General features: G+C 42.7%; 14 protein-coding genes and 1 pseudogene. 6 read left to right on the top strand and 9 right to left on the bottom strand.

The window, feature by feature from the left end; all coding sequences use genetic code 11:
• Together KTQ90_RS03915 and KTQ90_RS03910 are read left to right on the top strand one after the other, a co-directional pair.
• Window positions 1-452, top strand: a pseudogene (locus tag KTQ90_RS03915) (hypothetical protein); the annotation flags it as partial.
• Window positions 453-688: 236 nt separating this feature from the next.
• The gene (locus tag KTQ90_RS03910) at window positions 689-967 is read left to right on the top strand and encodes a hypothetical protein (RefSeq protein ID WP_217317292.1); all 279 of its coding nucleotides are present in this window, start codon (window positions 689-691) and stop codon (window positions 965-967) included.
• A 345-nt stretch (window positions 968-1,312) separates the two neighbouring features.
• Here the strand turns inward: KTQ90_RS03910 and KTQ90_RS03905 are convergent, their stop codons facing one another.
• The gene (locus tag KTQ90_RS03905) at window positions 1,313-1,492 is read right to left on the bottom strand and encodes a hypothetical protein (protein ID WP_217317291.1); all 180 of its coding nucleotides are present in this window, start codon (window positions 1,490-1,492) and stop codon (window positions 1,313-1,315) included.
• Between the two features lie 236 nt (window positions 1,493-1,728).
• Here KTQ90_RS03905 and KTQ90_RS03900 point away from each other — a divergent pair, with 236 nt between their 5' ends.
• The 3 genes from KTQ90_RS03900 (at window position 1,729) to KTQ90_RS03890 (ending at window position 5,951) form a co-directional block, all read left to right on the top strand.
• On the top strand, window positions 1,729-2,616 hold the full coding sequence (locus tag KTQ90_RS03900; protein WP_217317290.1) for a hypothetical protein: 888 nt from the start codon (window positions 1,729-1,731) through the stop codon (window positions 2,614-2,616).
• 912 nt (window positions 2,617-3,528) lie between these two features.
• Window positions 3,529-5,028 (top strand): reverse transcriptase family protein, encoded by a 1,500-nt coding sequence (locus KTQ90_RS03895; protein ID WP_217317289.1) that lies wholly within the window; start codon window positions 3,529-3,531, stop codon window positions 5,026-5,028.
• 5 nt (window positions 5,029-5,033) lie between these two features.
• The gene (locus tag KTQ90_RS03890; protein ID WP_217317288.1) at window positions 5,034-5,951 is read left to right on the top strand and encodes a hypothetical protein; all 918 of its coding nucleotides are present in this window, start codon (window positions 5,034-5,036) and stop codon (window positions 5,949-5,951) included.
• 80 nt (window positions 5,952-6,031) lie between these two features.
• Here the strand turns inward: KTQ90_RS03890 and KTQ90_RS03885 are convergent, their stop codons facing one another.
• The 8 genes from KTQ90_RS03885 to KTQ90_RS03855 all read right to left on the bottom strand — a co-directional run bounded on the left by KTQ90_RS03885 (window position 6,032) and on the right by KTQ90_RS03855 (window position 14,041).
• Complete coding sequence (locus tag KTQ90_RS03885) at window positions 6,032-6,715, bottom strand: hypothetical protein (protein WP_217317287.1); 684 nt, start codon at window positions 6,713-6,715, stop codon at window positions 6,032-6,034.
• A 15-nt stretch (window positions 6,716-6,730) separates the two neighbouring features.
• The gene (locus KTQ90_RS03880) at window positions 6,731-8,020 is read right to left on the bottom strand and encodes an ATP-binding protein (RefSeq protein WP_217317286.1); all 1,290 of its coding nucleotides are present in this window, start codon (window positions 8,018-8,020) and stop codon (window positions 6,731-6,733) included.
• A 289-nt stretch (window positions 8,021-8,309) separates the two neighbouring features.
• A complete protein-coding gene (locus KTQ90_RS13850) occupies window positions 8,310-8,435 on the bottom strand; it encodes a hypothetical protein (RefSeq protein WP_302180501.1) in 126 nt (41 codons plus the stop codon).
• Between the two features lie 31 nt (window positions 8,436-8,466).
• The gene (locus KTQ90_RS03875) at window positions 8,467-8,682 is read right to left on the bottom strand and encodes a hypothetical protein (protein WP_217317285.1); all 216 of its coding nucleotides are present in this window, start codon (window positions 8,680-8,682) and stop codon (window positions 8,467-8,469) included.
• 274 nt (window positions 8,683-8,956) lie between these two features.
• The gene (locus KTQ90_RS03870) at window positions 8,957-11,107 is read right to left on the bottom strand and encodes a hypothetical protein (protein WP_217317284.1); all 2,151 of its coding nucleotides are present in this window, start codon (window positions 11,105-11,107) and stop codon (window positions 8,957-8,959) included.
• A 58-nt stretch (window positions 11,108-11,165) separates the two neighbouring features.
• Entirely contained in the window at window positions 11,166-11,375 is a 210-nt protein-coding gene (locus KTQ90_RS03865) for a response regulator transcription factor (RefSeq protein WP_022157206.1), read from the bottom strand.
• A gap of 197 nt (window positions 11,376-11,572) precedes the next feature.
• A complete protein-coding gene (locus KTQ90_RS03860) occupies window positions 11,573-12,190 on the bottom strand; it encodes a response regulator (RefSeq protein ID WP_217317283.1) in 618 nt (205 codons plus the stop codon).
• Window positions 12,191-12,214: 24 nt separating this feature from the next.
• Complete coding sequence (locus KTQ90_RS03855; RefSeq protein ID WP_217317282.1) at window positions 12,215-14,041, bottom strand: tetratricopeptide repeat-containing sensor histidine kinase; 1,827 nt, start codon at window positions 14,039-14,041, stop codon at window positions 12,215-12,217.
• Window positions 14,042-14,404: 363 nt separating this feature from the next.
• Between KTQ90_RS03855 and KTQ90_RS03850 the strand changes: the two genes are divergently transcribed.
• Window positions 14,405-15,235 carry a peptidylprolyl isomerase gene (locus tag KTQ90_RS03850; RefSeq protein ID WP_217317281.1) on the top strand — a complete coding sequence of 277 codons (831 nt, stop codon included), beginning with the start codon at window positions 14,405-14,407 and terminating at the stop codon, window positions 15,233-15,235.
• Window positions 15,236-15,248: the final 13 nt, after the last annotated feature.

Here is a 15,248-nt window from a genome sequence, read left to right as displayed (position 1 = left end):
AAGAGCTGAATGCCACATCAAAAAATGTGCAGGACAAACTTCACGCAATGGATAACACACCTCTGAAGAAAGTAGTGACTCATCGCTTCGAGCCAACTTCAAAGTATGTTCTTCTTTTAATTGGAGGCTTGGCTCTATCTCTTGTCATCTCCATTTGGGGCAATCTAACCCAATGGCAAGAGCATCAAGCTTTGGAGATTGCAGACTTGAAATATCGGGCATTGAAGATGGTTCTTCCATCTGATGATCAAAATGTCCGATACATCGAAAAGAACTTCTCCGTATGCCCAAATAAAGAAGTTATTGAGAATGTGAGAAATCGTGTTACTGCTTATGAGGATTCTGTCCGCCACCATTATGAAATGATAGAAATAGCAGCAATTAAAGATAGCATTGCTAATAGCCTATTTAAAGAGGCGAATGTAATTAAAAAGAAAATTAATAAGCAATAATAGACAACGACCATCGGCTACAAGCGCATCCTTCGCTTCGATAAAGTAAAGACGAACGGTCTCCGTATCGTGTTCGATAGTACAAGAACTTGTCTGTGCATCAACAATGTTTCAGCATACTAACTTTTATTAGACTCTCAACTATTCATCCGTGTCCGTGATGCCATTCGTTTGACATTGCGGACTCTTTTTCTTTTATGATGGCTATGAAAAAGAAATAGATAATTATAGCAGTTTTGGTTATCTCATTTGTTACATCTTATATATTATGCGGCACAGAACAAAATGATTCAGGTATTGATTCTATCAAGCTTGAAGAATATACGGCAGTTTTAGAAAACAAAGTCAGTTTGGATTCTTTTGCAGGAACATATTGCGGTGTATTACCGTCAAATGTAGAAACAAAACTCACGTTAAATGCTTATGGCACCTATTTGTTGGCACGGATATTCAAAGAAAAGCAGAACGAACAGGAAAAGTGCGGTTCCGCATACGGTGGTGTGGGAGGTCGGTAAATGTGAAAATAGGAGGCAAATGCCTTTTATAATTAGCATTTACCTCCTACCCGATTTTTGAAGTCTACACTAAAATAACAATTTGATTGCTTTTAGTTTTTATATTTTTGTATGAGACCTATTATGATTACGATTGAAATTATAAATATGATAGCATATAATCGATTCGTGAAATCATTTTTATAATTGAAAATTTCATCATTTTTATTCTTAGGACATTTTATGCCATGTAATAATCTCTGAAAATCCACATCACGCCTTTTGATTATTTTATAAAACAAAAATCTCAAAGAAACGCCAAGATATAGTATCAAAAGATTTCTCAACAATAATTCTTTCATACTTTTATTCTTTATCTTCTGGTTTCAAAAAGTCTATAGCATCAAACATGACCTCTCCCGAACCGACAGTACTATTAATTTCATCAATTCCGGAATTAATTCCTCTATTTATAGTTCCTCGTGTGGATGGTTTAAGCTTACTTAATGTCCCCTTAAATGTTTTGGAAAACTGTGCAGCATTCATTTTTTTAGGACGCTTAATTCATAGGATTATGACAAATAATAGAAATCTATAAGTGTAAGTGTTTGCATCCGTATCACGGAATGAATATCCATTGTAGGATATTTTTTCCTGTAATCGTCTGTCAAGTCTTCATATAAGTACCATTGAGTTCTTTTGCCCTCTTGGCTGATAGAAAAAGCAACATCATATTGAGCAATTATAGTGTCTTTTTTATCCGTCATTAAATGAAATGTCCAATGTTCAATTCCCGAAGAAAGCAACTTGCTGAGAATAGTGACAAACAAGAGTTGTTCGGTAAAATTATAGATGTATGCAGAAATTTATTCTTAAATGTTGCAAACGAGGAAGAAAAGAAAAAGAGATGTAATCGGGCTATAGAAGATAAGATAGAATGGTATATCACTAAGGAGTGTGATTTTGCATCGTTGATAATAGACAGATTAGGATACGTATGCTACCGAAAGAATGAAGACAATGCAGAAGAACAAAGACTACTTATAGGAAGAAGCGTGCTCTATCTAAATTATGTTTCTTTTTCATACGATTCCAAATATCTTAGTTTTGCAGCAAAAATGAATACTGATAAATTCCGCTCTTCCCAAGAAGGTGTTTTTGAGGTGTTTGATTTAGAAAAAAAAGAAATTGTAAATAGAACAGAAAACGTCCACAACCATCAACTTTGGGCCGTATGGATGACTATGTTCAGCAAGAATGGAGATGTGGCATTTTATGACAGTTGCGCAAATGCGTATTTAAAACATAAAGTTGATAATTATGATCATACGGAAGAAGCTCCAGGGAAAAGTCTGCTTTGTTTTAGTCCGTCAGGAAAATTCATTGCATGCTCAGACCAAAACTATATAGATTACACTCACCATCCAAATGGACACTGGGGACATCAGCCTTCAGGTAATGTGTTCATTCATTCAGTAGAAAATTTTTCCGAATGTTTGGAACAATACAACGATCTTGGCGATGGAATCTTTGGTGTAGCAACAAGAGCAGGAAATGTATCGTCAGCTTCTTTCTCACAAGATGAGACAAAACTCTTAGTTGTTGGAAACGATGGGGTGGTCGTTATAAGAAATTTAAAGAAAACAACAAGCAATAAGATGTTAATATAGAGAGTAGCATTGCTGAGAACATCAATAATGACGATTATGCAACAAACTATGGTGAATACGCTGGCTCGTATGCCCAAGATGTGGAAGGATATAGTGACGATGTGATAGATGATGCTTTTGATGGCGATCCTGACGCTTATTGGAATATTGATTAGTAAGATTCTTTCGTATAGTACGCAAGGAGAACTGCGAACATGTAAATTACGATCAAAACTTGTTGTGCTCTCGCCAAGATATATGCAAGGAACATCATTGATCAGATAGATAGTTTGCAAAATACAGTTTTTAAAATATACGAACATAGAGTTCGCCACCTGATGTTAACTTTGCACTGTCAAATAAAACGAACAGAGTAAATAACTTAGAAAGTAGAACTTAAAAGAAAACAATATGGATATGGAGGAACTTCACGAGTTTGCAAACATTCTTACCCAAAAGGAAGAAGAGTACAATGCAACAGTCGAACAAGCAGCTAATGCATTCACAAATGTATAGTCAGTCCAAATTGAAGATTTGCCATCATTAGTAAATTAGTGACCCATAAAAAACTAATACTAATATTATTTTATCAGTAAAAATGCAAATTGTACATAGCTACGACCAAAGGGTTCGCAACAATGTATTAACTTTGCATCAGAAAATAAAAGAGGTCTTGATAATCGGAGCGACAGATATAAATTTGAACTCGTCTTGCGGGCGAAAGCCATGTCTCTTTGGAGTCAGATTCGCATGATGTCTCACCGCCTTTACGGGTGTTGGGATAACAATGTTATCACGTTAACGTATACTGTATACATACGGTGTATGTTTTTATATTGTGTTATGTTGTTTTATATTTATGTTTTTATTTTTCTTATATAAAGAAATGAAAGTCTGTTGTTTCTGATGTCAACCTCTTAATTATAAACAAGTATGGATAAGAATAGTATAGCAAAAGCCACACAACAATTGGAGACAAAAGAGGATCTCCTTCGTCATCTCAACCAGATAAAACAGGATGAGATGACTGAATATGGTATGTCCGATAAATTCTATCCATTCACGATGAAACACCTGAATTATTATTGTAATCCCAACAATTCGTTTCATCGATATAAGCAATTCAAGATTAAAAAGAAATCAGGAGGCTTTAGGCTGATAACAGCACCGAGAAATCAAAGTTTTATGTTGCTATTGCGATATGTCAATGAGATATTCAAGGCTGTATACACTCCTTCTGATTATGCCATGGGATTTACCGAAGGTCGTTCCGTTGTGACTAATGCAAACAAGCATAAAGGACATAAATATGTTTTCAACACCGACCTGAAAGATTTCTTTCCAAGTATCCATCAAGCGAGAGTATGGAAAAGGTTGCAGCTAAAGCCTTTGTTGTTCAAACAGTCGATTGCTAATGTTGTTGCAGGTCTATGTTCAATGAAAGAGAAAATGGAAGATGGCAGTGTAAGGTACGTTTTACCACAAGGTGCGCCTACTTCACCGATCATAACCAATATGATTTGTGACAACCTTGATCGCAGATTGGCAGGATTGGCAAAACGATTTGGTGTTGTGTATTCAAGATATGCTGATGATATCACATTCAGCTCAATGCACAATGTATACCATCCTTCGGGAGAGTTCAGAAAAGAATTAAAAAGAATTGTCGAGAGTCAAGGCTTTATCATGAACGAAGACAAGACGAGACTACAGAAACTCGGTACACGTCAGGAGGTTACTGGCATTATAGTTAGCGACAAACTCAATGTGTCTCAGAAATATGTGCGCGACATTCGCAATATTCTCTATATATGGCGCAAATACGGTTATGCCACAGCATTCAATAAATTCTTTCCAAGATACAAAGAAACCAAAGGGCATGTGAAGAAAGGTAACCCAGATATGGTGAATGTACTGGACGGTAAGCTCATGTATCTAAAAATGGTAAAGGGCGAAGACGATAGTGTATATTTGAGGTTGAAGATGCAATTTGACGAATTGTGCAATTCGCTTCATGATAACACAAGAACGACTCAACACGGAATCACATACGTTGAAACCTTGCCAGTGTTAGAGTTTGAGAGGAAGAATAATACGGCAATTGCCATAGTGACAACGAAGCCAAAAGAATTCTACACCGTACATACGCCCCAAGAGGCAACAGAAGATACACAAAAAAGTATTTCTGAGAATTTCATTCCTCATCGCTATGCATCATTTAAATTAGGTGGAAGAATGCAAAAGGCATCAGTGAACAAGTCATTGAAAAAAGAAGATGAAGACCGTAAGGAATTGTTGTCCATTTCTAATTGTCGAGACACAAACGGAAAACTCTTCTGGCTCGTTCATCGCTCAGACAAGGTTACTGTACCACCAGCTCAACCTGTTGACATAGATGAATTGAATGATGATTTGGACAAACTATTAAATTAGTGCTTATGGACGAGAAACTGAAATCAACAATAGATAAAATAGTACAACTGAGCAAACAAAATCCAGAGTTTGACGCAGAATTGCGGAAGAGGTTAGAAATAACCTCCTCCGCAAACGTTGTTTCATCCCGAATGTCAATTTGCGATGATGTTCATGCTATTCGTGAGACGCTAGAAATAAGAGCCAATAACAGCATTTCGTATGATTTTATATTGGCAAAAGGAAATCAAAGATTAAGAGACCAACTTCTCATTGATAATCTTCGCATGGAAAATGCCGCTTTGAACCTGAAGGAAAAAGAACTAGAACGTTTTTATTCCTTTTGCGCAAATGCGTTCTATCAAATAGAAAATGTCGTAAATTTCTATTTTTATGTAATGTTTCCAAATATTGATAATTTGTTGAGTTTTATAGAGAATGCGACAAATGTTGATGGAAAATATTCTTTCAAGCGTAATGCCAACAAAGAATATAAAAGCGTAAGTGATATTGAAATTACTTATAAACTAAATGCGATATGTACCACTCTTTTTCCAGATGACAAAAATATAAAAATTACATATTCACAGCTAAGGCAAGTACGAAACGAAGGAGCTCATCGCTGTATGGTAATCGTGAAAGAACACGATGAAAGCAATGCCTTATATAGGTTTTTCAAATACAATACATTTAATAGTATTAGAATTGTTTTAATCAAATTGGTAGGAACGATAAAACAAGAAATAGAAAATGTAGGTAAAATCATAAAAAAACGAGGAGTAATAGTAAATGTTTTGCCCTGTATAGCTTTTATAAAAGTAGAAGGAAAAAGCCTACAGGTTTCACTACAACAACTGAAGAATGTCTGTAACAAAACGGCAAATTCTCAAATAGAAATCATCTATAAGAATTCTTCGATTATAGATATAGTAGATATAAAGTGAGAATAATTCACATAGAAAACATGTATTATCGGTACCTCATGCAAAAACAATAGTACCGATTACATGTTAGTAATAGAAAATTACTTTACTGTTTCTTTCGCCCCAGGCATCTTCTTATACACGAATCCTTCACCACCGGGGAAGTAAGCTTCGAACACCGTGCTGAGGAATTGGGCAATGCTCTTACGTTTCTTGCCAATCTTGAAGAAAGCGGAACTGGCATACGCCATGAGGTCGGCTTGGCTGCACTTGGCATTGACAGCTATATTGACTTTAGGTATTACTATCTGGTCACGCTCGGCAAAGGCAATGGCACAGGCGTTTATGGCCTCTTGCTCTTCTTTGCTGAACACGCTCATCTTCGCTGCAAACCAATCAAGTGCTTCTTGTACTTTGTGCTGCAGATCTTCATCCACGGCTTGCGACATTGCTGCCGCACGTTCTTGCTCCAGCTTCTCTACCGTGTCTTCAAGCACCGCCACCTTTTTCTTCATGACATTGTACTTCACCATATTTGCCATGACGAAGCAATAGCAACACACAACGACGATGAACACAAGCACGGCTTGATAGCGTAGCTCGTCCACAATATTATTCAGCCCTGCAATATAATGGCTCATCATTGGCACTGCCATCAACGACAGCGCAGCACCGACATACATAAACCTAATCTTTGCCTTGTCGCTTATGGGAGATATGCCCACAAACAAGGCAAGGACGAGCGACAATGCGCAGAAGCAGAGTGCCAGTAATACTGTTCCCATATTCTATTCTGTTTTTTAATCTTTCAAACAAGCAAGCGGTATGACTTTGACTCCGTCTGGGCGTGTGTAAGCCATGCTGCCACCTGTCATGACAATCATCAAGTCGGGTTCGCGCAACGGCACCTGCTTTTCTGTCTCATTATGCACCTGAATGAGTCGTTTTATTTCCAAAAGATGTTTGGCTCCTTCTTCTATCTCACGGCTGCCAAGTTTGCACTCTATCAGAGCATAGCGTCCATCGTCAAGATGAAGCACCAAGTCGGCTTCCAGTCCGTAGCGGTCGCGATAGTATGACAGGCGGCTATCGTGAGAGGCTGAATACACCCTAAGATCTCGTGCGCACATTTGCTCAAAAATAAAGCCAAATGTCTTTAATTGAGTCATTAAGGATTCTGGTGACAGGTTGAGTAATGCGACTGCAACCGATGGATCACAGAACGCTCGTTTGGGTCTGCTTTGGATTGTTGTCTTGCTCCTTATGGAAGGGCACCAAGCCTCTATGTCCTGAATGACAAACAGTTTTTCCAATGCCTCGATGTAGCTTTCAAGCGTAGGCCTGGTACATTCTACATCATCAGAAGCAGTAACGTCTGCCAATATGGATGTGGTTTTCGCCAATGTAGAGATGTTGCGTGCGTATGATTTCATTATCAGGTGCGCCAACTTCTGATTTCTCTTTACTCTATCTATGCGTGATATGTCATTCTTATATACAGACTTTACATACTCTTTGGCAACAAGTAATTTTGACTTGTCGTCACCTAAATTCAATGTTGCTGGCCAACCTCCTCTGCATGCAGCAAATATGATTTCTTCCATTTTTAGTTCCGAGGTAGCGAAGATTTCTTCTTGAGGATTGTCGAACATCTCCATCAATGATACGCTGCCGTTAGATTCACCATATTCCCACAGGCTCATGGGCAGCATCTCCATCCGGGAAATACGCCCTGTTCCACTATGATGGATTTTACTGTCGTCAATAGCGTTAGACCCTGTCAATATGAATTGACCAGGCAGGGCACGCTCATCAACCTTTGTGCGCACTGCATCCCATAGCATTGGGGCATCTTGCCATTCATCTATCAAGCGAGGCACTTCCCCTTCTAATAAGAATGAGGGCTTGGTAATGGCTGTAGCCAAATATTCTTCACGATGGTCAGTATCTTGTAAACTAATAACACTATTGGCCAACTGCTTGGCAGTGGTGGTCTTGCCACACCATTTTGGTCCTTCAATGAGCACTGCTCCCATTGCTTTAAGATGCGCTTTAAGTCGCAAGTCAAAGACTCTATTTAGATATGCCATATTCGATTTTGTTTTATGCTGCAAAGGTACTCATTTTAATTTGATTACCAAACGTATTTTAAGTTTTTGATGTGTTTTATTTTAAGTTTTTGTTGTAATCCATTTGTAATTTTTGAGGTATTTCATTTGCAGTTTTTGGGGCGTTTTATCATGTGTTTTTGTGGTAAAGCACTACCTTTTAATAAGGTAGGCTGCACCTCGGAAATAAAAATAAATGTGATTTATTTTTGTATTTCTCTCGGTTTGCACTACCTTTGCAGCAGTTGAGTGCGTGTTTGCTTATCGTTGCTTATTTCCATAATTGCAGCACATTTGCAGCACGTTCACGCAGATGGCTTGTTTTAATAACGGTTTGCATTTCGAGGAGGTGAAGTTTCTCTGCTTTCATAATCACACCGTCATTGGCATTAGCCATAGCCACAATGGGTACAGCTAACGTTTTCGGTTTATTCCTCCTCGCTCCAATCACCGATGTTTTGTCTCATCGGTGCCTTGGCGCCACCCCATGATCCGTTGGTGCTTTCTGAGCTGTTAAAATCTATTTTGTTTTCGCTGGTATCGTATTTTGGGCCGCCGGAACCTGCCAGAATTGTGGTGCTTTCCATGTCAAATTCGATTATTTTAGGTGCAATGTATTTGTTTTTTCTTATGGTTTTGTTCATTGTTGTTTGTATTTCTGATTTGGTTTTAGTTTGTTTATGTATGCAAAATTAGTGGTATTCAGTTGAATATACAAGTAAAAACGAATGTTTGTGGATGTTGAGTACTATGAATTGTGGGGTTTTACAACTAACTTTTGTGGCAGTTTGTGATTAACTTTAAGTTTTATTCTGAACAAGAAACAACAATAAGGCGTACAACCTTAATCATTACGATTTTGGTTGTACGCCTTTTTCGGTTGTCATTGAATTTGTTTATTTCGCTGCTTTTGTGTTTTTAACGAACCACCACTTTCTTTCCGTTGACAATGTAGATGCCTTTAGAGGTTGGAGTGGTTATGCTGCGGCCTTGCAGGTCGTACCATACTGGTATGGAAGCGTCATCGTATTTGATGCTTTCAATGCCAGTCGGGTCTACATAGTTGTGCTTGCTGTAGTAATAGTGGCACACGTTGCGATAGCCGTCGGCTGCTGTCTCAACACTCTCAAGCAGATAGTCGGTGCCGGGGAGATACTCGTAGGTTATGTTGCCACCCTTGCTGTAGGTTTCCTCAACCAGTCGGTCGTCGTCGTCAAGACGGTATGTTATTGTACTTACTATGGTCTGATTGCCGTTGTAGATGTCGGCAACGATATTGCCATCCTTGTCATACACCCTTCGGGCTTCTGTCGGTCCCCCCATGGGTTCCCAATCGCCCTTGTCAGTGTTCCAATTATAGTACCACATTTCGACACAGCCATTATCTTCATCATCGTCATCTTCTATTTCGAGAGGCATCAACGGGTCGGTATAGTTATATTGCGGATTAGCAGGAACGGATGCGTTGCTTACGAGAGTCTGTTCATAATGACCGTATGTTACAACGCCATCTGACACAACGTAGTTTCCATGAGTATTCCATACGCCATCATTGTTTTCTATAGAATGATAGCCGTCGGTCATATCATCGATAAACTTCGGCGCTTTAGCTGCACGCGTTGCGAGTCCCTTTCTGGCTCTTGCTTTGCTCCAATCTACCTTGGTCCACGGACCATTCCAGCTGTCGCCATCATATTCTGCCTCGCCGGTCCAAACACCTTTCTTGTTATACAAGTATTCAATCTTGGTGAAGTCGTTTTCACTGATGCTATGGTCAATCTTCCATGCAATATGTCCATCGGCGTTATATCCTACTCGTGCCTCGCCGTAGTCGGTCACAGTTGACGTGTCGTGGTTGTCGGGGTCAGACTGTATAGAAGTCTCCGTCCATGTGCCTCCAATGAGTTGTCCGTTGGCGTTCCACTCGTATGTACTCTCACCCTTATCACCATCCTCGGCATAATAGTAAGAAGAGGTTGCTATACGTCCAAACTGCATAAACTCGTCCTCCGGATATATCTGACCGCCACCGTTTAATGCTTCAATAGCTTCGCGCAGCGACAGCTTCTTTGCGTAGTCGTCGGCGTAAGTGTATTCATTTTTATATGATATTTCCGATGATGATTCGTTGTATTCGATGACGGATAGCAGGCGACCGCTATTGTCCCATGCGAAAGTAGAAGTGTGCTCGCTTGTTACCTCGCCATTCTTGCTATAGTAGCGCATCGTTTCCTGTACGGGGCGGGTGCCGTCAGCGTTGAGTTTGTATTCATGTTCGGACGATTTCCACATTTCTCTCTCTATGCTTCCTACCGTGATTTGCAGAAACCCTTCGCAGCCGTATTCCCGTGCGTACAGTTTGTCGTTTTCTGTTTGCCATACTACCTTACGGAATTCCTCAACATACAGCTCGTTTATATCCATCGTGGTTTGGTCGGAACCATTTGTTTCTGCCGTAAGATCATACAAAAGTCGGCTTTCCCTGATGCTATTGTAGTTTGCATTGTCGGCGTATTTGTCTACCGGTCCGGAGTATTCTCTCTTCTTATAGCCGCTTATGTACTCCTTCTTGCTGTCGATGTCGTATCCATAATTGATTTTCTCCACGCGGTTGCCCCACTGGTCGTAGGCGTATGCCTCACTTAGGTGAGTGGTTCCGTCGACGTATTTCTGATAGTGGCGCTCCCATGTCGTGTTGCCGATTACTTCCACTTCGGCTTTGTTCTTGGCAGAGGTCTTGTTGCCAGCCTTGTCCACGTTGTAGGCAGTTCGGGCTGTACACTGTCCGTCGGCGTCGAACACGTACTCCTGGCGATACGAGTTGTCGGTGTCGAGCACCCACTGTCCCGCCTCTTTGTTGTATTCCATGACCGACGTGATATATCCATACTCGTTGTATTGGTATTCCTTCTTGCGCGTGTCGCTTTCCACTCTGTCAAGCAGCGTAAGCTCGGTGGAAGGCTTTACAGCCTTGATTTTTCTGATAGGCACATTGTTTTGTGCCACCGCAGGAGCAGCCTGCAGAAGCATTGCCGAGGCAATAGCAAATAATAGGGTAGAACTTCTCATATTATATGTTTATTAAGTTTTGACAAATACAAATCCTTCTGTAGCCGGACGACAACCCTCACAGTATTCCCATACGATAAACGGTTCCGATGAGCTGTGCGATATTTCGCGATTTTGTTTTCTTGAGCAGTTGTCGGCGATGATACTCCACGGTATGTGGAGATATGAACAACTTTTCCGAAATCTCTTTGCTGCTAAGTCCTATGGCGAGCAGACTTAATATCTCCTTTTCGCGTGTGGTGATACTGTCCTTTATATCGGTATTCATGTAGCTGGTATTTGATAATGAGTACGCTGTTTGGTTACAAAGGTATAGAAAAATAATAGTAAATATATTCCTTTTAATACAGTAACCCCCTACCAAAAACTAAGAACTATTGTTTTTGGTAGGGGGTCAGCTATGGTTTTCCGTAGTCAGCCGAGCCGCTGTCCGACCGACATAAAACACTTTATAGCTATCCGGCATCAGATGTTTGCCTTCAAGCCCAATTCAGTTGCCCGGCTTATCATTTCGGCAGCGTTGGCAACATTGAGTTTCTGCATGATACGACGGCGGTGGAACTCAACGGTATTGGCACTGATGCCAAGCCTTGAAGCCATGTCAGCAGCCGAAAGTCCCATTGCCGTGAGACTGACGACCTGCTTCTCGCGGTCGGACAGACGGTCTGGATGGCGCTTCAATGAATTGAGCAGCCGGAAGAAGGTTGGACTATAGTAGCCCTTGCCGTCACAAAGACTCTTAACGGCCATAAGTAGTTCCGCAGCGTTGTCGCTCTTCATCACCACCGCCTCGGTGTCCATATCGGCTATCTCGCCTACCGACCAGGGTTCTTCGTGCATGGTATATACCACCACTTGTGTGGCTGGTTGTACGTCGCGAACGTGCTCTATGAGCATGGATCCGCTTTCGCCGTTGAGGTCGAGATCGGTTATAAGTATGTCTACTTTATGTCGGTTGAGCATCTGTTCTGCCTCTTTAAGTCCTGCGGCATCCACGATACGGGCTTCGGCAAACGACGAAGCCATTAGGGCGTGTATACCCTTCAGCACTATGGGGTGGTCGTCGACGATGAGTATTGTCATTGTTTTCAATTGGTAAAGGTGTGATTATATGGTGGCGAGTCGGTAAGTCAGCGTCAGCCTATGGCGCATATCTGCCTCACTTACGGTCAGCTTTGCACCGATGCGGTCAGCTCGTTTCTGCAGCGTCTGCTGTCCTATGCCATGGTCGGAAGTGTGCCTGCCGTCTGCCGAACGGGTGCCTATGCCGTTGGCAACGCATACGCATAGGTTGCCGTCGTTGGCAGTCAGCGATATGTCTATGGTGCTGTGGTCGCCGTATTTCATAGCATTGGCTGTCGACTCCTGAATAATGCGGTATATCTCGTAAGCCACTTGTTGCGGCAGACTGCTCCAATCGAACGCAGTGTCTATCTTGAGCGAGATGTCGCGGCCACCGTTCTTGTTGATGGCGGCTACATACGAGCGCACCACAGCGTCGAGTGTGACCGTGGCGAAAGATGGAGGCATAAGCTCGTGCGATAACTGGCGCACGTTGCGCCATACGTCATCGAGATACTGCTCGGCATGAATGCTGTCTGTAGCAAGCATCAGTTTGGTGGCGAGGATGTCGTTGCACACTCCGTCGTGCAGATCCTTGGCTATGCGCTCACGCTCGCTCTCGAGCCCGTCGATGTAGCTCTGCTTCTCGTGCAACAACGCCTGCTGTGCAGCGATGCGTCTGCGATAGAGCATAATGCCTACCACTCCCAGCAGTAGCACTACCGCCACCACAAGCCACAGCACCTGATTGGCTTTCTCGGCAGTCTCGCGTTTGGATTCAGCCAGAGCCGTCTCCGTTTCCAGAGTCTTGTATTTCACCGTGAATTCGCTCATGCTTTTCTCAATATCGCTTTGCTTTACAGAGTCGAGTACGGCATAGGCACGGTTCATGAACGCGAGCGCTTCAGCGTTGCGATTCATGTTTTCGAGACACAGGGCTTTCATGCGCAGCATCTTGTCTAACGGCATTGCCTGGTTATGTGTGCCGCTGGCGATGATGCTGTCCACAAGTGCGAGTTGCTCGGCGTATCTATGCTGCTTGCCAAGAAGATTGGCTTTGACCTCAAGAATGCCCAAAACTCCGTTACTGCTGGCAGCCATTCCGTCCATTACACGGTCGGCATATTGCATGTATTGCGCCACAGATTGATAGTCGCCCAATACGCTGTACGACTTCAGAATGATAGAAAGGAACTTCAGCGTGAGCACGTTATAGCCTACGCTCTTCACCTCTTGCCAGCACGGCAGCATAGCTTCGAGTGCCATACGATGGCGGTTCTGCCTCAGATATATACCTCCGATGTTGGCACGTGCCGACAATCGCTGTATGGTGTCGTTGGCTGCGAGGGCTGCCTTTTCGGTCTTTTCGGCATAGTGAAGAGCCTCTGCAAAGCGGTTGCTTTCGGAGTATAACACCGTGACACAGTTGTTCAGATATATCTCATATTCGGCATTGTGCTCTGCAAGCGCCATCTGTATGCCTTCCTTATACTGCACCAAAGCCGAGTCGGTCTTGCCAAGCCTGCGGTAGGCTATGCCCATAGTGCCACGCAGATTGAGCATAGCGTCTAAGTCATGTAGCCTCTCTGCCAGACGGTAAGCGCCCTGAGCCACGCCGACGGCATCCGCCATGCGCCCCATGTCGACAAGCGTCACTGCCTTCTCACTCAAAAGCCAGCATCGGGTAGTGTCAGCCGGGTGCATCCGTAGGGCACTGTCTGCCAGAGCCAATGCTCCATGTTTGTCGCCTCCTGCGTTGAGCTCGGCTACACGTTCGAGCATGGAGTAAGCGTGGTCGGTCGCTGAATTGTGTTTGGTTCTGTTGCATGCAAGCATCAGAAGCGCAAGCAGTAATAGTAGAATTTTTCTCATTTGAGTGGGTTTAGGTATGAATCTCTGATGCAAAGGTAGCGATAATGTTCTAAATATTTACACTATTCTGATGATGAATCAATGTTTGTGGATGTTGAGTACTATGAATTGTAGGTTTTTGCAACTAACTTTTGTGGCACTTTGTGATTAACTTTATGGCTAACTTTGTCCGTATATTATAAATTTGTGTTAACTTTGACGGAAAATACAAATGTTGACGAAGAAATAATATTGTTTTATATGGAACTGTGTTATAATGGTGCAACTCTTTTAATATTATGAATGTGTGACTTTACACAACTTATATATACAACCTATAAATACAACTTATAGATACAACCTATAAATATAACTTATAAACATATGAAGAATGTAATGCTGATTATTTCGATGCTCTTGGTTTGCATCGGCGTAGGTGCGCAGACAGCGAAGAACGTGGGCAAAGCGGGAACAACCATCAAGACAGCGAAGAACGTGGGCAAAGTAACGACTGTGAAGGCAGAGGAGCGACCGGAGGTGCTCATTGAGACGACGATGGGCAATATTCGGGTGGCGCTGTATAACGAGACGCCGCTGCATCGCGACAACTTTCTTAAGCTCATACGCGAGTATCACTACTACGACTCGCTGCTGTTCCACCGTGTCATACCCGACTTCATGATTCAGGCTGGCGACCCGTACAGCAAGAACGCTCCGAAGGGAGCGGTGCTCGGCGACCACTCGCTCGACTATACCATTCCGGCGGAGATTCGTTTGCCGCAGATTTACCACAAGCGTGGCGCTCTGGCGGCAGCACGCGAGCCGGATATGGTGAACCCGAAACGCGAGTCGAGCAGTTCGCAGTTCTACATCGTCTACGGACGCAAGCAGGACGAGCGCGGACTGCAGCGCGGACGCGACAATCTGCGTCAGCTTTTCGGCGACAGCATACAGATGACCGACGAGATGCGCGAGGCGTATACCACCGTCGGCGGCACGCCGCACCTCGACGGCGGCTACACGGTGTTCGGCGAGGTGCTCGACGGCATGGATGTGGTAGACCGCATACAGCGTGTGCAGCGCGACGCCAACGACCGTCCGCTTGAGGATGTGCGTATCGTAAAAGCCACTATTCTGAAGGACCTGCCGGGCATGGAGAAGAAGCCGAAGAAGGTAATGAAGCGTGTGGCGAAGAAGCCGGTTAAAAGAAAGTAATGACGAAATGTGA

The organism is Leyella stercorea (assembly GCF_019052365.1).
Taxonomy (GTDB): domain Bacteria; phylum Bacteroidota; class Bacteroidia; order Bacteroidales; family Bacteroidaceae; genus Prevotella.
Note: the sequence above shows the minus strand (reverse complement) of the source record. Positions and strands in the feature narration are given on the sequence as shown.